Below are 17,294 nucleotides of genomic sequence, written 5' to 3'. Positions count from 1 at the left end.
CCGAACTCGTCACCGAAATCGCCAACGAACCGAACTACGAAACCGCCCTCGCCACCCTCAACTAACCCACCCCACACCCCCGAGAACCCACCCCCGACCCCCGGCCCCGGACGCCGGGGACCGGGGACCGGGAGCCAGAGGCCGGAAGCCGGAAGCCGGAAGCCAGGAGCCAGGGGCCGGGGACCGGGGACCGGGAGCCAGAGGCCGGACGTTCAGACAACCAGGCACAACCACGCCCGCACAGCCTGCCCAGCCGAGTGGAGTGCACGCCGTCGACACGGACCAGCACTCGGGACCGACACCGACACCGACACCCAGGCGGGCGAACAAGGCACCAGGGACAAGCAAACGGGCGCAACCAACCTCGAACCCCTCCACAGGGGATGGCACGCCCCCGGATCCAAGGTGCGCCAGGCAGCGTCGTCGTCACCGGCCAGACACCGACAGCCGGTGATCGAACCACCCAAGAAACATCACGGTGCTTCCCGGCCGGAGGGTGAGCGTCATGTGCGCGCTCCTTGCGCTCGGGTGCGCTCGGGCGCGTACGGGTACGGGGCGGGACGGGGGACGGCGGGAGAGCCCGCCGTACGGGCCCCTCGAACGCTGCCAGAGCCCGTCCGCACCCCACCCTCAGCGCGCCCTCGGCGCACCGGTAGCGCGCTCCCGGCACGCCGAACGGCCCACCGGGACGCCGTACTTGGCCCCGCCGCCACGAACCCGCTGCCCGGGACGGCGCGGGCGGAGCCCGTGTGACGGCCGTGCCCCGGACACGGTAGGACGGCAGGTGTGAGCGTCTTCTCCTGCGCCAGGTGCGCCGCCTGAGAACGGCCGCCCGTGCTCCGGTGCCGGCCGGGCCGATCCACGGACGGCAGCGCGTCGGCGGGCTGGAGGCACTGGGGCTGGGGCTGGGACTGGAACTGCCGGAAGCTTTTTCTCCCGGGACCGATGAGTTCACGCGGTCGCGGCGGTCAAACCCGGGAAAGCAGAGACAAGCCAACCAGGGAGACCCTGAAATGCCCAGCACCGCCACCGCCACGCAGTCCGGCAAGGCCGTCGTCAGGACGGTCTGGACGCTGCGAATCCTGCTCGCCCTCTTCTTCGCCCTGGCCAGCGCCCTGCCCAAGCTGCTCGCGCTCCCCGCTGCCACAACGGTCTTCGACGCCATCGGCGCGGGCCACTGGCTGATGTACGTGACCGGGCTGGTGGAGCTGGCCGGAGCGGTCGGCCTGCTGCTGCGCCGACTGGCCGGGCCGGCCGCGACGGCGCTCATCGTCTTCCTGGCGTGCGCGTTCGTTGCCCAGCTCACCGCGATGCACGGCGAGAACGCCGGGACCCCGTTCATCTTCATGGTGCCGCTGGCCGTCATCGCCTGGAACCGTCGCACCGAGACGGCCGAACTGCTCCACCTCCCGAGCTGACCGGATACCCGCGGGGGTCCGCCGCCAGAGAGCCGGCGTCGCGGCGCGCGGTCCGGCCCTCCCCACGGTCCGTGGCGGGGACCCCCACCACGGCGGGCGCGCTTCTTCACCCGCCTGCTCTCTTACCGGCGGACGCCCCGACGGACAGCAGCGGCCGACGCCATCGCCAACGCGCCGAACCGAACCGAACACGAGACGAACAGGCGGCCCCACGAGCGCCGCGCACCGACACCGCGACCACCGTCTCGGCCGGAACGCGCGACAGCGTCCTCGTCCACCTCGACGACGTCCCGCCGCGCCCGCGCCCCCTCACCGACGGCCACAACCAGCTCAGCTGCCGCAGCCCCAGCGCCTCCACACCTGGCCCCCGGCCCGCCCGGGGCCGCGAGGGGCGCAGGTCGGCGGCGATGCCTGCCGTTGCCCGGCCCGTGCCCCGAGAGGGCGGTTCGCGAGGGGCCGTGCTGTCCGTTCCAGCGCCGGGACACGCCGGTCGCCACCTGGACGGGCTTGTCGCCACAGCGCAGGCGCGGGTGGCGAACCGCCACCTCCCCGAGGCGTCAAGCCTGTCGCAGTGGGCCGGCGGATCCCTGTCCCCGGTCAAGGGCCGGGCGTCGACGCCCGTGCACCGGCGCGGGTGCGAGCGCGGGCGCAGGCGCGGACGACCCGCGGGAGCTGCCTTCCAGTGCCTCCACCAGGTGCGGCAGGTTGCCGCCGGCCAGGACGAGGGCCAGGTGGTCGTGGAAGTCCCGGCTGCTGACGATCAGGCCGTCGCGCACGCGCAGCACCTGGATGTTGGGGGAGCTGAAGGTCCGACCGGTCGCCAGGTGACGCCCCCGGTAGTCCCATTCGCTGACGATCACTTCCGGATCGTCGGTCTCCCGGATCACCACGTTCGCCGGGGTCAGTTCCACGGGGACGCTCGTGGCGAGTTCCATGAACCGCTCCCTGATCACGGATCGCCCCTCGAACCGGCGCGGTCCGACGGGCGCGAACACTATCTCCACCACGGCGTCCTCGGCGTAGAGGTCCGCGAGTTCCGCGAACCGCCCCGCGCCGATACCGTCGAGCAGCTTCGTGAAGACCTCACGAGGTGACAGCACGTCGGACATGATCAACCCCCAGCAGGATCCGTCGCTAGAATCGGACTAGCGAATCCGCTTTCGACGATACGGACCAGCGACTCCGGTTGTCCAGGGTGGCTCCGCCACCGACAGGAAAGGATGGGAGCGATGAGCGGTACCCAGGCACGCCCGCTGCGGGCCGACGCGGCCCGCAACCGGGCCAGGCTACTGGACACCGCCACACAGGTGTTCGCCACCCGCGGCATCGGCGTGCCGACCGAGGAGATCGCCCGGGCTGCCGGCGTCGGGGTCGGCACACTCTTCCGGCACTTCCCCACCAAGGAGGCACTACTCGAAGCGGTGCTGGTGCGCAGGCTCGACACGATCGCCGCCCGGGCCGCGCAGCTGAGCGCCGAGTCCGCGCCCGCCGAGGCGTTCTTCGACTGCTTCCGCCTGGTGGTCGAACAGTCCGCGGGCAAGAACGAGTTCGCCCGGGCACTCGCCGCCGCTGGCGTCGACGCCCACGCCGCCCTGCGGGACGCCGGCGCGGGAATCCGGGCACGGCTCGCCGAACTGCTGGCCGCAGCGCAGCACGCCGGGGCGGTGCGCCCGGAACTGGGCCCGCCGGAGATCGTCGCCCTGCTGATCGGTACGACCACGACGATGGAACACCTCCCGGACGACGCGCCGGCCCGCGAGCGCGTCTTCGCGGTGGTCTTCGACGGCCTGCGCCCACACTGACCGGCGAAAGGCGACGGCCTGCACCACACACCGTGTGTGGCCGACGTCCGGCGGGGGGTGTCGGCGAGGCCGCGCAGAATGCGGCCGTGAGGTACGACCTGGCGCTCACCCACCGCTGGACCAGCCCCTACGTCCTCTCCCACACCCGACACACCTACAACCAACAGCCCCACCCCAACACCCCCGGCAGCACCACCCACACCACCCACACCACCACCACCACCACCACCACCAACCCACGGCACCAATAGCAGCGACAACAACAGCGGCCATTTCGCGGATTGCCGCCAACTAGCCTCCAGCTCAAGCGACATGACCGCCTGTTACTGTGCGCACATGGACGATCTCCACCCCGTCGCCTGGCCGCCCGAGCCGATCAGGACCGCGAGGCTCGTGCTCCGTCAGCCCGAGGCCCGGGACCGTACGGCGTTCATCGAGTTGCACGCCTCCCCGGAGGTGCACGCCTACCTCGGCGGACCCCGTCCCCGTGACGAACTGGAGCGCGAGATGCCCAGAGTGCCCGAGCGGTGGCCGGGGAGCTTCGTGGTGGATCTCGACGGGGCGATGATCGGCCAAGTGCTGCTCAGAAGGGCAGCCGGGGACAGGCGCCCGGCTGCCGCTGGGAGGGCCGATCTCGGCTACCTGTTCCTGCCGCAGGCCTGGGGGTTCGGTTATGCCGCCGAGGCGTGCGCGGCGGCGCTCGGCTGGCTCGCCGACGCGCTTCCCGGCGAGCCGGTGGTGCTCACCACCCAGACGGCCAACGTCAGTTCGATGCGTCTCGCGGCGAAGCTGGGCTTCACCGAGGTGGAGCGGTTCGAGGCCTGGGACGCCGAGCAGTGGCTCGGCATGCGGCCCCCGCCGCGCCGGGCAGTTCAGTGAGGGTTCGACGCCGTTCGCTCGGCAGTGACTACGGGATGGCCTCGCCCTCGAGCGCCGGCCCGGCCGCGGCCCAGTAGCCGCTGTTCATCGGCCGGCGCGAGCGCAGGTCGTCGCGGACCTGCCCGGCGAGCCGCCGGGTGTCCCGCCGGTTGACGGTCGCGCCGATGCCCGCGCCCAGGAGCAGTGGGGTCATGGACGGCAACCGGCGCATCCAGCTGCGGGTGAGCCGGCGGCGCACTTGCTGGCGCACCTCCGCGCCCAGGGCGAGCGCCGCGAAACCGGCCGGTCGGGCCAGCAGCATCGCGTCGATCCCCCGGCGGTTCGCCCATGCGCCCAGGTAGGCCCCGGCCCGCTGGGTCGCGCTGCCCTGCGCCGGGACGCCGTAGACCTCGTGCAGCTCGGCGATCAGCTTCACCTCCACGGCTGCCACCGCGAGCGTCTCGGCCGCGATCTCCACCGGCATCGCGGGCGGCACCGGCAGCATGGCCGCCGCGCCGACGCCCGCGCCGAGCGCGGCGGAGGCCCGGGTGGCTCCGGCGACCAGCAGGTCGGCCAGGCCTTCGGGGTCGGCCGCCTCCGGGTGCTGGGCACGGAGGGTAGCCAGGCCGCGGACCGGGATCCGCGGTGCCGTCCGGATCAGTTGCTCGGCCAGCGCCTTGCCCCCGAGCGCCGCTCCCCTGGCCGCGAGCCGGCCGCCGCTGCCCAGCCGCCGTGCCGCGCCGGCCACCAGCGCCCGGCCCCGGCCGCGCTCCGCCTGGTACTCGGCGACGCGCCAGGCCCCGGTCGGGCGCTCGGCTTCCTCGACCAGCTCGGCCAGGCCCTCGGCCAGGCCCTCGTCCGTCGCGGGACCGGCCCGGGCGACGGCATCATCGGCGAGGGCGGTGCCGGGTGGCGCCGGTTCGGCCCCCGGAGCCCCGGGATCCGGGCGGCCCGGCCACGTGAAGCGGCCCGGTTTGCGGAAGACTGCCATGCACTTCGGGTACCCCGTCCGCCCGCCCGGCACGCCCACACCGGGGCTCCGGCTCGCGCCCGAGCCCCGGTGACGATCATCGACCCACCAGTTACCCCGCGTGATCACCAGGGCGCCCGCTCTCCTACCCGTTGCCGATGGTGACCTGGGCGATGGTCCCGAGGACCTCGGTGTCGTCCAGGTCGAGCAACGAGGCGCGGACGGCCGCCGGATCGCCCATGGCGTAGCCGTTCTGGTTCAGGCTCGTGACCGGGACGACGGCCGTCACCGTCGCGCCCGTGCAGCTCGGGGTGAAGCGGGCGGCGCCGAGGGCCCCGGAGCGCCGGTCCTCGGCGGTCACGGTCGCGGACCTGACGGAACCGCCGGCGTCGCAGGAGTACCCGATGGTGACGGTCACCGTGCTCGCGGCACCGCCGGAGACGGCCGCGCCGTCGACCTGCACCCCGGTGCCGGCGTGCGCCGGAGCTGCACCGAGCAGCATCCCCGCAGCCAGTGCGGGGGCGCCGAGCCAGGTCACGGTCCTGCGGTTCATAACAGCCCCTCCGTTGTCGGTTACCGGTCATGTTACGAACGACGGTGTGCGCCCGCCAGGTTCGACGACGAACGTTGAACCGGCGTTCATCCAGCGGTCCATCGCTCGGCAACCGCTCTCCCGCAGCGGCCTGTTGACCCTGCGCCAGGCGTGGACGCCGGGTCCGGCCAGTGCCCTCGCAGCGGAGTGGCGTCGTCAGAGCGACGTTGGGGCCGCGAAGTTCGGCGAAGCGGTGGGAACTCCCGCCAGGCGCTGCGGGCGCGGGTAGCGTGACCGGATGGCTCACACCAATCAGGACCAGCAACACCGCCACGCATCCTCCTTCGGCGCCGCGGCGGCCGCCTACGCCGAACACCGCCCGGACTACGCGCACGCCGCCGTGCGGTGGGCGCTGGAGGCCGTGCCCGGCGCCCCGCGCCGCCCCCGGGTGCTCGATCTCGGCGCCGGGACGGGCAAGTTGACGGCCGCACTGGTCGCGCTGGGGGCCGAGGTCATCGCGGTGGAGCCGGATCCGGCGATGCTGGGCGAGTTGCGCCGGGCCTTGCCGGACGTCCGGGCGCTGGCGGGCAGCGCCGAGGCGGTTCCGCTGCCGGACGGGTCCGTCGACGCCGTGCTGGCCGGCAATGCCATGCACTGGTTCGACATGGCGGTCGCGGGGCCCGAACTCGCCCGGGTGCTGGTACCGGGTGGGGTCCTGGCCGGGCTGTGGAACGTCCTGGACGACCGAGTGGGGTGGGTCGCCGGGCTGGCGCGGGTGAGCGGGCCCGCAGCGGTCGGGCCGCGTGACACGCCGGACAGTTGGCGTGTCGAGACGGCCGCCGCGCACCTTCCGAAGGATGGTGGAGCGGCCCGGTTCGGCGGGGCGGAGCAGGAGGTGTTCCCGCACGGGCAACCGCGCACCGCGGACTCCCTGGTCGCGACCCTCGCCACCCGAGCCGGGCTGCTGGTGATGCCGGACGGGGAGCGGGCGGCCGCGCTGAGCCGGATCCGGGAGTTCCTCGTAGGCCGGCCGGAGACCGCGGACGGCGGCTTCACCCTGCCGATGCTGACGGCCGTGCTGCGCACCCGGCGGCTGTGAGACCCCACATCGCCCGGGGCGCGGACCGCCGAAGCGACGCCAACACCAGGGCAGAGCAAGGCGGTTGACTGTCTCCGACCCCGATCGACGAAAGGCATCCGGACGTGCTCGGCTACTGGATCACCGTGGCGAGGACGGCCCCCGGGGAGTTCGACCACGCCACCTCCGAGGCCCGTAGCACCACGCTCCTCGGTCAGCGGGAGATCGGCGTGGCAGGGCTGGACCGGCTGGAGGAGTTCGTGGATGGAGCTGCACCTGATCCGGATCGCCGCCTGCCCCGACGACAAAGGGCTCACCTTCGAGGCCTGGGACAAATCCTGACCCCGGCCGTCCGCCGAAGCGCCGGCCGGGCCAAGAGCAGTGCCGCCAGCAGGGCCGAACGCCGGTTCGTCAGCCGGGACGCCGGCACTCGCCGGGCGGGAGGGCGGCGGCGACGCAGTCGAGGACCCGCTCCAGCCCGTGCTGGAACTGCTCGTCGCGGCTCAGCCGCGGCCCGCGCGCCTCCATCGCGATCTTGCCGAAGATCGGGTACTGCCCACTGTCCAGCAGCCGTTGGACGTACGGGTAGCTGCGCGCCAGCCACTCGGCCTCGCTCAGGCCGCTGCGGCGGACCTCCTCGGTCCAGCTGACCTCGTCCCGGGCGGCGCTCTCGACGTAGCCGTTGAGGAGGGCCATCAGGCCGAGGTTCTCGTCGATCGGGACGTGGCCGTCGAGGACTCCCATCACCCCTTCGACCAACCGCAGTTGGTTCGGTCCGAAGCCGGGCAGTGCGCGGTGCGCGGTGGCGATCCACGGGTGCCGCAGCCACATGGCGCGCAGCCCGTGGGCGTAGCGGGTGAGGTCGGCGCGCCAGTCGCCGGAGGGCAGGCCCTCGACGTCGATCTCACCCATCAGCCGGTCGGCCATCAGCTGGATCAGGTCGTCGCGACTGGGGACGTAGCGGTAGAGCGACATCGCGCCGGCGCCGATCTCGGCGGCGATCCGCCGCATGGTGGCGGCCTCCAAGCCTTCGGCGTCGGCGATCCGGACGGCGGCCTCGGTGATCCGGGCACGACTGTAGGCGGGTTTGGGCCCGCGAGCGGGGCGCTCGGGCCGCATCCAGATGTTCAGGTACTCGGCTTCGGTCACCCTCGGTCCTTCTGGTCCGTCTGGTCCTTCTGCTTGCGTACACGGTACCCAGTAATCTAGCTTGGCGGGCATGACCGCGTACAACGTACTCAGTCCAGGGGTGGAGTGATGACGTCCGGAGCCGACGGGCCCGGGCCCGCCACCGCCGAGGAGCGTGAGACCGCCGTCCGGCGGCTACAGGAGGCGTACACCCACGGGTTGCTCCCGCAAAGGGAGTTCGAGGATCGCCTGCACCGGGCGCTCACCGCCGCCGGCCACGGCGAACTCGCCGAATCGCTCGCCGGACTCCCCGAGCCGCCCCCACCGGTCACGGCCACCCTCACCGGTGCCACCCTCGGCGGGCGGATACGGCGACGCGGCGCCTGGGAGGTCCCCCGGACGCTCACGGTCGCCTCCACGCTCGGCCGGGTGCGCCTGGACCTCTCCCGGGCAGTCATCGACCACCCGGTGGTCGACATCGAGCTGCGGCTCGGCACCGGCGGAGCCAGCATCACCGTCCCCCGGGACGCGGTCGTCGACCTCGCGGGTCTGCACGCCGGCCTGAAGGAGCCGCGCTACCGCCCCCGCCGGCCCGCGCGCCCGGGCGGCCCGGTCATCCGGATCTCCGGGGTGGTCGGGCTGGGACGACTGAGGGTCCGCCACGCCCTGTGGTGAGACCCCCGCCCCACCACGGCACGACTCAGCGGACGGCCGTGCACACCGCCCCGATCAAGCCGCCGGCCAGGTCCGCTCTCGCAGACCCGCACCAGTGCGACGGGCAGGGCGGCGCGGGAGACGGGGGCTCATCGCGTCGGGTGTCGGCGGTACGCCCGCCGATCTACCTCCGCCCTACAAGTACGGCCCGGCCAGGGCGAATTCCTCGCGCACTCCGCCGTTCCCTGGCATGATCCGGTCTGCACCCGGACGCGAACGGTCCGCCGGGCGGCCCGCTTGCGGCCGGGTGCGGACGGAGCTGGCGGAGCTGGCGGAGCTGGCGGACGGGGTACGACCGGTGGGGGCATGCCGATGAACGCGCGGACGGTACGGACAGCACGAACAGCACGGACGGTGCACGCCGTACGGACAGCACGGACGGTGCACGCCGTACGGACAGCACGGACGGTGCACGCCGTACGGACGACACCGGGGGGCGACGATGCCTGAGGACTCCGTCCCCATCCAGGACGCCAAGCCGGAGCCCGAGCCCCGACCCGAACTCCCGACCCCGCAGGCCAAACCGAAGCAGAAGCAGAAGCCGAGGCGCAGCCTCGGCGAGCTGCTCCGGACCGTCATCCCGGCCGTGCTCGTCGTGCTCGGCCTCGGCCTGACGATCCTCGGCTTCGTCCGGTTCATCGGCACCTTCGAGGACACCCGCGCCTACCGCGCCACCCCGGTCTGCACCGCGGACGCGAAACCGGGCGCGGACTGCGCGACGCTGGAGAGCGGCCGGGTGAAGAAGAAGGAAAAGGAGATCGGCTCCGACTCGACCGACTACATGCTGACGGTATCCCGCGAGACGGCACCCACCGGCCGCTACTCCGTCGGCAAGGCCTTCTACAACGACGTGACGGTCGGCACCGACGTGGACCTGAAGATCCTGCACGGCAAGGTGTTCGAGCTCAGCTACCACGGACACCGCTACCAGCCCGTGAGCACCCCGTACCTGACGATCGCCGGGTTCAGCGCGATGATCGGGTTCGGGATGATCATGATGGTCGCCGGCGGGCTCGCCGACCTGGAATTCATGGCGGCGCTGGCTCTGGCCTACGCCGTCGGCGCGTCGATCGCCACCGTCATCGGCTCCATGCTGCTGATCTCCCTCCAGTGGCCACTGTTCGTCACCCTGCCGATCTCCGTCCTCTGCTGGCTGATCGTGGCCGCCATCACCCGTAGCACGTTCGAGCAGTTCTGACCCCGCACCGTGGTGCCGTCCGGCCCCCGCACTACGCTCCTCGCATGACCGTCGCGCCACAGCCGCCCGAAGCCGCTGAAGCCTACGACGCAGAGGCCGAGCCGGTCCCGAGCGAGGAGCTGGCCGCCGAGCCCGTCTTCTGGTTCGCCCACACCTGCTCCTGATCCCGCATCACGACGGGTACGAGCCGGAGGCCTACGGCGTGCCGCAGGAGGCCTGCGACGCCATGATGGCGCGGCTCCTCGACGCCGAGGCGCCCCGCTGCTGTTCCGGGCTCCGTTCCGGCACGGGCACACCGCCTGCGTCACGTACCAGAGCTTCGAGGACGAGAGCCTCGTCGACTTCTTCCTCCAGCACCCCGATTGGGGCCGGTACGGCTTCCTCGGACAGTTCGGCCCGCACGGCTCCACCCCCGGGCTCTCCTGGCCGGAGCTGGTGAACCTGGCGGGGAGCGAGGGCGATCCGGGCGGGGGCGATCCCGGCGCCGACGGCCTCCGGGACCGGGCTCAGCGGCTGCTGCTCCTCCCGGCGCTCGGCGACGCCGACACGCCCCTGGTGCAGGCCCGGCCCGCGGTGGCCGAGGCGCTGATGGCGGTCGGGCTCCGCCCGGACACCGCCGGGGAGTTCGCCGCCCGGCTGCTGGGCGATCCGGCTCGGCAGGAGCCGCGGTGGGTGCTCGCCCCGGAGAGCCCGATCCCGGTCCGCACGTCGGACTACAGTCCCCGGCGGGTGCCGCTCGCGCTCGGCACCACCGAGGAGCGGGCCCTGGTGCTGGCGGAGGCACTCCAGGGGCGGTGACCGGGCGGGGCGTGATTGTCAGGTCCCGAACAAGGGAAGGAGCCTCCCCACATCCGCCGCCCACCGGGAGGACCTCCGTGCACGCCAGAACCAGAACCGCGGCCGCCCTGCTGACCGCCGCCCTCGCCGCGCCCCTCCTCGGCGCCGCCCCCGCCTGGAGCGCGCCGGCCCCGGACGGCCGGAGCGTCCCGGCGGCCGGGCTCCGGCATCAGGTGGAGGCCTTCGCCGAGGACGGCACCATCTCCCGCGCCACCGCGCCCGCCGCCTCCCCCTACCTCGCCACCCCGCCCGCCGGTCTCAGCGCACCCGGCGCCGACGGCGACGGCGAGGTCACCGCCCTGGTCCGCAACGGGGACCCGGCCGCCAAACTGGACGTGGTGGTGATCGGCGACGGCTATTCCGCCCAGGAGCAGGGGAAGTTCCGCACCGACGCCGCCGAGAAGTGGCGCGAGATCACCGCCGTCGAACCGTACGCCGACTACCAGCGGCTGTTCAACGTCTGGGCGGTGTCCGCCGTCTCGCCCGAGTCAGGCGTCACCGGCGACCCGGACCAGACCACCGTCCGGCACACCGCGCTCGGCTCCTACTTCTGGTGCGACGGCGTGGAACGGCTACTCTGCCTGGACGAGAAGGCCGTCGACCGCTACGCCGCCAAGGCCCCGCAGGCGGACCTGGTGATCGTGGTGGCGAACAGCGCCAAGTACGGCGGCGCGGGCTACAACGACATCAAGTCCCCGCTCGGCTACGAGGGCATCGCCACCGTCGCGGGCGGCAACGCCAAGTCCGGCCAGATAGCGGTGCACGAGACCGGGCACTCACTGGGCAAACTGGCCGACGAGTACGCCTACGACGGCCAGGGCACGTACCAAGGCACCGAGCCGCCCGAGGCCAACCTCAGCACGCTCCCCGCCGACCCGATGCGCGACCAGGGCACCAAGTGGGCCCGCTGGCTCGGCCAGCCCTCGCCCGACGGCGGGACGATCGGCAGCTACGAGGGCGGCGGCTACTACCCGACGGGGCTCTACCGGCCGAGCGAGAACTCGATCATGCGCTCGCTCGGGCGCGAGTTCAACCTGCCCGGCCGGGAGGCGATGATCGCCGGCTTCTACCGGCACGCCACCCCGCTCACCAGCCCCACCCCCAGCGGCAGTTGGCTCACCACCGCCGAGCAGCTCCTCGTCGACCTGCCGGTGCCCGGCACCGAACTGCGCTGGTACCTGGACGGACGCGAGCAGCCCCGACTGCGCGGACGCACCGCCCTCGACCTCGGCGCACTCCACCTCACCGGCCCGCGCTCGCGCCCGCACCTGCTCACCGCCGTCGCCACCGACCCGACCCCGGCGGTGGCGGACCCGGCGCTGCGCGCCGAGTTGACGGGCAGTCTGTCCTGGCAGGTGACCCGCTAACCGGGGCGGTCAGATCCGGCACCGGGCCCGACGGCGGACCGCCGTCGGGCCCGGGCCGCCGGATCCACCCGCCCGAGGAGGTTACGTCGAGGGGCCGACGGGCCCGGTCAGGTGACCGGCCGGCGCCACTGCCGGTCCTCCGGGGGGCGACGCCGCAGCGGGGCCAGTTCGCGCTCCAGGGTCCGGACGTCCCTGGCGATGCGCGCCGCGAGCTCCCTCGGCTCCGTGTCGCCCGGCATCCGGCGCGTCCAGGAGCGGGCCTTGGCCGGGCCGTCCTGGACCATGTGGAAGGTGAGCCCCACCCGGTCGCCGGCATCGGCCAGGCTGACCATGATCCGGGTGTCGGCGAGGTCGATGGTGACCTCGTTGCCGATGCACGAGCATGCCACCAGGCCCTCGATCTCCTCCTCCGCCAGGTACCTGGCCAGCGGAACCGCCCTCCCCCGGACCAGAAACGGACGTGCCACCGAATCCACGGGAACCGCCTCCTCTCGCCGTACGCGTGCCGCCCCGGCCGGGCGCAAGCGCGCCGCAACAGACCGGGCTCCGCCCATGCTCCACCACGCCGCCGCAAAGCGCCAACTCGCTGTCTCACCAAGTTACTTGAGCGCATGCACCGGACCGGCGCACCGGCGCACACCCAGGCGCACCGGGCGGCTCGACGGGCTTCCGGAAGCGGAGGGTGCGATGCCGGCCAGTTCGCCGCCGGCCAGTTCGCCACCGGACCGTTCGCCACCGGACCGTTCGCTACCGGACCGTTCGGCACCGGGCCGTTCGCCACCGGACGGTTCGGCGCCGGGCAGGTGCTACCGGGCGGATGCACCGATGGTCCCGACGTACGAAATGCCCGCCCGCGCGAGGCGAACGGGCACCGGGAGGGCGCGACGACCGAGGCGCGGCGGCCCGAGGCCCGAGGGCCCGACGACTCAGCGGCCCTGAGGCTCAGCGACTGGAGCGCCCGTGCAGGACCAGGGAACGGGTGAGCGCCACCAGACCCCCGCACACAACGCGCGAGCGTCTACGTTGCCCCGCCCGCGGATTTGCCGATGGCCCATCACCGCGCGTAGCTTGAACGTGTTCAGTTTGAACCCGTTCAAAGCTCCCGGGGGGACCGGATGACAGGACGCCTCTTCGCCTTCCGAACCGATCGGCCCTGGCTGATCGCGTTGTTCGCACTCGCCACCTGGGTGCAGCCCTGGATACTCATCGGCGCCACCGCGGCCTGGTGGCTCATCACCCTCTGGGGCCTGTGCCTGGCGCTCAACGCCCTGCCGCTCGTGATCGCGGACCCGTTGGGGTTCCGCCGCACCTGCCTGACCGTCGGCTCATTGGTGCTCGGCACCCAGATCGCTCTCGCCGCCCCGTACCTGCTGATCCCGCTGCCGTTCGTCCTCATCCTGTTCCCGGCCGGTCCCCTGCTGCTGCTCGCGGGCTGGAAGAACGGCGCCCTGGCCCGCGGGACGCTCGCCGCCCTGCTGCTGATCATCCCTGTCCTGACCGGCTTCACGACTCTCTTCCCACCCCGTTGACCACGCCCACCGGCCAATGGCCACGTCCACTGACCACGCCCACCTGCCACGGCCACCAGCCACGCCCGCTGACCACGCCGGGGGGACGGCCCCACCGTTCCAGCCGTCGTCACCGTCATGTCCGGGGGGGGACACCATGAACGACCGCCCGAACCCGCCCCGCACCGACCGCCCGTGGCGGCTCGTCGCCCTGGCCGGGGCAAGCTGGCTGCCGCTCCTGGCGGTGGCGGGCAGCCACCTCAACGGAGAGCTCATCGCGATCTGGTGCCTGCTGGTCGCGCTCACCGTACTGCCGCTCTCCTACCGCAACCCGTGGAGGTTCCGCCGCACCTGCCGGATCGTCGGCGGGATCCTGCTCGGTCTGGAGTTCGTGGTCTCGGTGCCGTTCCTCCTGATGGTCCTGCCGTTCCTGGTCGCCTTCCTGCCGGCCGGCGTGCTGCTGACGCTCGCGGGCTGGAAGCACAGCGGGCCGGTCCGCACCGGCCTCGCCGTGGTGCTGACGGCCGTCCCGTTCGTGGTCGCCACCGGGATGTTCTGCCACTCCCAGTGACCCCGCCCGGGCGGCGCCCCGGCCGCCACCGGGGCATCATGGCGAAGGAGCAGCCACCGTTCACCGTACGTGACGACCGGGATGCCACCCGGCGAAGGAGGCCCGTGATGACCGACCCGGCGAAGCCCGCCCCTCCCCATCACCGGGAGACCCAGCCCGGGGTGATCGCCACCGACGTGCCCGCCCGGCTGGACCGGCTGCCCTGGTCCCGCTGGCACTGGCGGATCGTGATCGGCCTGGGCACCGTCTGGATCCTGGACGGCCTGGAGGTGACGATCGTCGGCAACATGGCGGGCCGACTGGCCCAGGACGGCAGCGGCATCTCGATCACCACCAGTCAGGTGACCACGGTCGCCGCCGCCGTCTACGTGGCCGGTGCCTGTACCGGGGCACTGTTCTTCGGGTGGCTGACCGACCGGCTCGGCCGCAAGAAGCTGTTCATGGTCACCCTCGCCGTCTACCTTGCCGCCACCGCCGTCACCTCGCTGTCCTGGACGGCCTGGTTCTTCTTCCTGTGCCGCTTCTTCACCGGCTTCGGGATCGGCGGCGAGTACGCGGCGATCAACTCCGCGATCGACGAGCTGATCCCGGCCAGGGTGCGCGGCCGGGTCGACCTGATCATCAACGGCAGCTTCTGGGTCGGTGCCGCGGTCGGCGCCTTCGCCTCGATCGCGCTGCTCAACACCTCGCTGTTCGCGACGGACCTCGGCTGGCGACTCGCCTTCGGCATCGGGGTGGTGCTGGGGCTGGTGATCCTGCTGGTGCGCCGGCACGTCCCGGAAAGCCCGCGTTGGCTGTTCACCCACGGGCGGGCGCCGGAGGCCGAGCAGGTGGTGGCCGAGGCGGAGCAGGCGATCGAACAGGAGACCGGCCGGCCGCTGCCTCCGGTCACCGGTGAGCCGATCCTGATCCGCGAGCGCGAGCCGCTCGGCTTCGGCGTGATCCTGCGCACGGTGATCGCCCGCTACCCCCGCCGCACCACGCTCGGCCTGGCCCTCTTCATCGGCCAGGCCTTCCTCTACAACGCGGTGACCTTCGGTTACGCGACCATCCTGACCACCTACTTCGCCGTGCCGGAGGGCGACACCGGCTACTACTTCGCGGTGATCGCGGTCGGCAACTTCCTCGGCCCGCTGCTCCTCGGCCACCTCTTCGACTCGCGCGGCCGCAAGCCGATGATCGCCGGCACGTACATCGGCTCCGGCCTGCTGCTCTTCGCCACCGCCGCGCTCTTCCAGCGCGGCTCGCTCTCCGCCGCCTCCATGACGGCGTGCTGGACGGCCGTGCTGTTCCTCGCCTCGGCCGGGGCCAGCGCGGCCTACCTGACGGTCAGCGAGATCTTCCCGCTGGAGACCAGGGCGCTGTCCATCGCCTTCTTCTACGCGATCGGCACCGCCGTCGGCGGCATCAGCGGCCCGCTGCTCTTCAACGGCCTGGTGAGCAGCGGCGAGGTGTCCGACACCACGCTCGCCTTCTGCATCGGCGCGGCGCTGATGACGGCCGCCGGCCTGGTCGAGGCGGCGATCGGCGTACCGGCGGAGCGGCGCAGCCTGGAGTCGCTGGCTGCGCCGCTCAGCGCCGTCACCGCGTCAAGGGACTCCTGAGGCGGGTCTAGCGCAGCACCCCCCGGACGGCCTCGGGGTCGGTGGGCGCGAGCGGGGCGGTCCCGGCGGCCGTGAGCGCCTTGGTGGTGGCGGGCGGCGGGGTGACGTACACCGGCGCCGGGTCGTCCTCGGGGGCGCAGGTCTTGGCGATGCGTCCCTTGCCCTGGGGCAGGCTGCCGTCTCGCAGGTAGGCGGTGAAGGTGTCGTCCAGGCAGGCGTTGCCGTGGAACAGGATCTCGTGGAAGCTGCCGCCGTTCTGGACCACGAGCTTGGAGCTCGGCAGCGCGTCGTGCATGGCGAGGCCGCCCTGGTACGGGGTGGCAGCGTCCTCGGTGGACTGGAAGAGCAGGACCGGGGGCAGGTTCTTGCCGGTGATCTTCAGTCGGCCCGCCGGGTTGCCCTGGTAGGGCCAGAACATGCAGGCGGCGTTGTACCACATGTTGTTATAGGTATAGAAGGGCGCGGTGGCGTTGACCTTGGCCTGGTCCTTCTTCCAGTGCTCCCAGTCGCGCGGCCAGGCGTTCTCGGTGCACTGGGCGGCGTTGTACGCCGGGAAGGCCCCGTCGTCGGCGCCGGGGGCCGCGTACTTGTTGTACGCGATGGTCAGCGGCCGGGTGTCGTGCTGGGTGAGGTAGGCGGAGAGCACGGTGGCCATCCGGGGCCAGCGCAGGAAGTTGTAGCCGCCGCCGTAGAAGGTGTCCTCGAACTCGGCGGGGCCGACCTTCCCGGGTGCCGGGGCGGCGTCGACCGGCTCCTTGCGCAGCGCGTCCTCGACCTGCTGGTAGGCCTTCGCCACGGACGGGGCGTCGGTGCCCAGGTGGTAGACGGAGTCGGCCTTGGCGGCCCAGGCGGTGAAGGCGTCGAAGCGGCGCTGGTGTTCCTGGTCCTGCAGCACGTTGTGGTCGTACCAGCTGATGGTCGGGCCGACGATGCTGTCCAGAACCATCCGGCGCACGTGCGAGGGGAAGAGCTGGCCGTAGGTCGAGCCGAGCGAGGTGCCCCAGGAGCCGCCGTAGTAGTTGATCTTCGGTACGCCGAGGGCCCGGCGGATGCTGTCCAGGTCGCGGGCGTTGTCGACGGTGGTCATGTGCGGCAGCAGCCAGGACCAGTCGGCCGCGCAGTCGGCGGCGTAGCCGGCCGCCTTCTTCAACCAGGCCTTCGAAGTCCCCTGACTCAGCTGGTAGTCGGGGCGCTCGGCGTCGAAGTAGTGGGCGTCGCAGATGACATGGGGGTCGCTGCCGTTGGTGCCGCGCGGGTCGAAGCCGATCCAGTCGTAGGTGGAGGCGACGTCCGCCGGGATGCTTCCGGAGATGTAGGCGGGCATCCAGAGCCCGGAGTCGCCGGGGCCGCCGGGGTTGAGCAGGATCGGGCCCTGCTGCTTGTCCCTGGGGGCGGTGGCGGGCAACCGGTTGAGCTTGATCTTGATCGTGCGGCCGTGCGGGTCCGCGTAGTCAACCGGCACGTCGAGCATGGCGCACTGGAGCGCCGGGGTCGTGGCGTCGTTGCACGAGCTCCAGACCAGCTTGCCCTGGCCGGTGTCGACCAGGTCGGGGGTGTCGGGCTCGGTGGCGGAGGCCGGGCCGACGATCCCGCCGAGGGTGGCCACGGCTGCGGCGGCCGCGAGGAGGGCGATGGCTTTTCTCATGGTGAGCATGATGTGACATGTGCAATGGCACATCCAGGGGTCAAGCCGGACTTTACCAAGCTTT

The 17,294-nt window shown here is 72.5% G+C and carries 18 protein-coding genes; 12 read left to right on the top strand and 6 right to left on the bottom strand.

What is annotated here, in order from left to right; all coding sequences use genetic code 11:
* Positions 1–1,013: 1,013 nt before the first annotated feature.
* Positions 1,014–1,418, top strand: coding sequence for a DoxX family protein (locus ACFWIS_RS09755; RefSeq protein WP_380451895.1), 405 nt, complete (start codon positions 1,014–1,016; stop codon positions 1,416–1,418).
* 557 nt (positions 1,419–1,975) lie between these two features.
* On the opposite strand, the gene ACFWIS_RS09750 is transcribed toward ACFWIS_RS09755, so the two are convergent.
* Positions 1,976–2,518: a nuclear transport factor 2 family protein gene (locus ACFWIS_RS09750; RefSeq protein ID WP_380451897.1), complete on the bottom strand. Its 543-nt coding sequence runs from the start codon at positions 2,516–2,518 to the stop codon at positions 1,976–1,978.
* Positions 2,519–2,647: 129 nt separating this feature from the next.
* Here ACFWIS_RS09750 and ACFWIS_RS09745 point away from each other — a divergent pair, with 129 nt between their 5' ends.
* From ACFWIS_RS09745 to ACFWIS_RS09735, 3 genes are all read left to right on the top strand, one after another.
* Complete coding sequence (locus ACFWIS_RS09745) at positions 2,648–3,220, top strand: TetR/AcrR family transcriptional regulator (RefSeq protein WP_380451899.1); 573 nt, start codon at positions 2,648–2,650, stop codon at positions 3,218–3,220.
* Between the two features lie 86 nt (positions 3,221–3,306).
* Complete coding sequence (locus ACFWIS_RS09740; protein WP_380451901.1) at positions 3,307–3,471, top strand: hypothetical protein; 165 nt, start codon at positions 3,307–3,309, stop codon at positions 3,469–3,471.
* Between the two features lie 85 nt (positions 3,472–3,556).
* Entirely contained in the window at positions 3,557–4,099 is a 543-nt protein-coding gene (locus ACFWIS_RS09735; protein ID WP_380451903.1) for a GNAT family N-acetyltransferase, read from the top strand.
* A 28-nt stretch (positions 4,100–4,127) separates the two neighbouring features.
* On the opposite strand, the gene ACFWIS_RS09730 is transcribed toward ACFWIS_RS09735, so the two are convergent.
* Positions 4,128–5,069, bottom strand: a complete 942-nt coding sequence (locus ACFWIS_RS09730) for a hypothetical protein (protein ID WP_380451905.1) — start codon at positions 5,067–5,069, stop codon at positions 4,128–4,130.
* Between the two features lie 124 nt (positions 5,070–5,193).
* A complete protein-coding gene (locus ACFWIS_RS09725; RefSeq protein ID WP_380451907.1) occupies positions 5,194–5,601 on the bottom strand; it encodes a hypothetical protein in 408 nt (135 codons plus the stop codon).
* Between the two features lie 277 nt (positions 5,602–5,878).
* On the opposite strand from ACFWIS_RS09725, the gene ACFWIS_RS09720 reads away from it, so the two are divergent.
* Positions 5,879–6,679 carry a class I SAM-dependent methyltransferase gene (locus ACFWIS_RS09720; protein ID WP_380451909.1) on the top strand — a complete coding sequence of 267 codons (801 nt, stop codon included), beginning with the start codon at positions 5,879–5,881 and terminating at the stop codon, positions 6,677–6,679.
* 390 nt (positions 6,680–7,069) lie between these two features.
* Here ACFWIS_RS09720 and ACFWIS_RS09715 read toward each other — a convergent pair whose 3' ends face one another.
* On the bottom strand, positions 7,070–7,807 hold the full coding sequence (locus ACFWIS_RS09715) for a TetR/AcrR family transcriptional regulator (protein ID WP_380451911.1): 738 nt from the start codon (positions 7,805–7,807) through the stop codon (positions 7,070–7,072).
* A 108-nt stretch (positions 7,808–7,915) separates the two neighbouring features.
* Here ACFWIS_RS09715 and ACFWIS_RS09710 point away from each other — a divergent pair, with 108 nt between their 5' ends.
* The 4 genes from ACFWIS_RS09710 (at position 7,916) to ACFWIS_RS09695 (ending at position 11,902) form a co-directional block, all read left to right on the top strand.
* On the top strand, positions 7,916–8,461 hold the full coding sequence (locus ACFWIS_RS09710) for a DUF1707 domain-containing protein (protein ID WP_380451913.1): 546 nt from the start codon (positions 7,916–7,918) through the stop codon (positions 8,459–8,461).
* A 481-nt stretch (positions 8,462–8,942) separates the two neighbouring features.
* Complete coding sequence (locus tag ACFWIS_RS09705) at positions 8,943–9,698, top strand: hypothetical protein (RefSeq protein WP_380451915.1); 756 nt, start codon at positions 8,943–8,945, stop codon at positions 9,696–9,698.
* Positions 9,699–10,133: 435 nt separating this feature from the next.
* On the top strand, positions 10,134–10,496 hold the full coding sequence (locus ACFWIS_RS09700; RefSeq protein ID WP_380451917.1) for a hypothetical protein: 363 nt from the start codon (positions 10,134–10,136) through the stop codon (positions 10,494–10,496).
* Between the two features lie 77 nt (positions 10,497–10,573).
* On the top strand, positions 10,574–11,902 hold the full coding sequence (locus ACFWIS_RS09695) for a M64 family metallopeptidase (RefSeq protein WP_380451919.1): 1,329 nt from the start codon (positions 10,574–10,576) through the stop codon (positions 11,900–11,902).
* 107 nt (positions 11,903–12,009) lie between these two features.
* Here ACFWIS_RS09695 and ACFWIS_RS09690 read toward each other — a convergent pair whose 3' ends face one another.
* Positions 12,010–12,369 carry a hypothetical protein gene (locus tag ACFWIS_RS09690; protein WP_380451921.1) on the bottom strand — a complete coding sequence of 120 codons (360 nt, stop codon included), beginning with the start codon at positions 12,367–12,369 and terminating at the stop codon, positions 12,010–12,012.
* 648 nt (positions 12,370–13,017) lie between these two features.
* Between ACFWIS_RS09690 and ACFWIS_RS09685 the strand changes: the two genes are divergently transcribed.
* The 3 genes from ACFWIS_RS09685 to ACFWIS_RS09675 all read left to right on the top strand — a co-directional run bounded on the left by ACFWIS_RS09685 (position 13,018) and on the right by ACFWIS_RS09675 (position 15,585).
* Positions 13,018–13,431, top strand: coding sequence for a hypothetical protein (locus tag ACFWIS_RS09685; protein ID WP_380451923.1), 414 nt, complete (start codon positions 13,018–13,020; stop codon positions 13,429–13,431).
* A 136-nt stretch (positions 13,432–13,567) separates the two neighbouring features.
* Positions 13,568–13,981 carry a hypothetical protein gene (locus tag ACFWIS_RS09680; RefSeq protein ID WP_380451925.1) on the top strand — a complete coding sequence of 138 codons (414 nt, stop codon included), beginning with the start codon at positions 13,568–13,570 and terminating at the stop codon, positions 13,979–13,981.
* 107 nt (positions 13,982–14,088) lie between these two features.
* A complete protein-coding gene (locus tag ACFWIS_RS09675; RefSeq protein WP_380451927.1) occupies positions 14,089–15,585 on the top strand; it encodes an MFS transporter in 1,497 nt (498 codons plus the stop codon).
* Between the two features lie 7 nt (positions 15,586–15,592).
* On the opposite strand, the gene ACFWIS_RS09670 is transcribed toward ACFWIS_RS09675, so the two are convergent.
* Positions 15,593–17,230 (bottom strand): alpha/beta hydrolase, encoded by a 1,638-nt coding sequence (locus ACFWIS_RS09670; RefSeq protein ID WP_380451929.1) that lies wholly within the window; start codon positions 17,228–17,230, stop codon positions 15,593–15,595.
* Positions 17,231–17,294 lie beyond the last annotated feature (64 nt).

Origin of the sequence: Kitasatospora sp. NPDC127060 (assembly GCF_042724935.1) — a bacterium.
In the GTDB taxonomy this organism is placed as follows: domain Bacteria; phylum Actinomycetota; class Actinomycetes; order Streptomycetales; family Streptomycetaceae; genus Kitasatospora.
This window is presented reverse-complemented; position numbering and strand designations above follow the sequence as displayed.

Coding starts and splice junctions, on each gene's coding strand:
- ACFWIS_RS09720 (WP_380451909.1), top strand. CDS start 5,879: ATGGCTCACACCAATCAGGACCAGCAACACCGCCACGCATCCTCCTTC.
- ACFWIS_RS09675 (WP_380451927.1), top strand. CDS start 14,089: ATGACCGACCCGGCGAAGCCCGCCCCTCCCCATCACCGGGAGACCCAG.
- ACFWIS_RS09705 (WP_380451915.1), top strand. CDS start 8,943: ATGCCTGAGGACTCCGTCCCCATCCAGGACGCCAAGCCGGAGCCCGAG.
- ACFWIS_RS09745 (WP_380451899.1), top strand. CDS start 2,648: ATGAGCGGTACCCAGGCACGCCCGCTGCGGGCCGACGCGGCCCGCAAC.
- ACFWIS_RS09730 (WP_380451905.1), bottom strand. CDS start 5,069: ATGGCAGTCTTCCGCAAACCGGGCCGCTTCACGTGGCCGGGCCGCCCG.
- ACFWIS_RS09670 (WP_380451929.1), bottom strand. CDS start 17,230: ATGAGAAAAGCCATCGCCCTCCTCGCGGCCGCCGCAGCCGTGGCCACC.
- ACFWIS_RS09680 (WP_380451925.1), top strand. CDS start 13,568: ATGAACGACCGCCCGAACCCGCCCCGCACCGACCGCCCGTGGCGGCTC.
- ACFWIS_RS09725 (WP_380451907.1), bottom strand. CDS start 5,601: ATGAACCGCAGGACCGTGACCTGGCTCGGCGCCCCCGCACTGGCTGCG.
- ACFWIS_RS09710 (WP_380451913.1), top strand. CDS start 7,916: ATGACGTCCGGAGCCGACGGGCCCGGGCCCGCCACCGCCGAGGAGCGT.
- ACFWIS_RS09755 (WP_380451895.1), top strand. CDS start 1,014: ATGCCCAGCACCGCCACCGCCACGCAGTCCGGCAAGGCCGTCGTCAGG.
- ACFWIS_RS09735 (WP_380451903.1), top strand. CDS start 3,557: ATGGACGATCTCCACCCCGTCGCCTGGCCGCCCGAGCCGATCAGGACC.
- ACFWIS_RS09685 (WP_380451923.1), top strand. CDS start 13,018: ATGACAGGACGCCTCTTCGCCTTCCGAACCGATCGGCCCTGGCTGATC.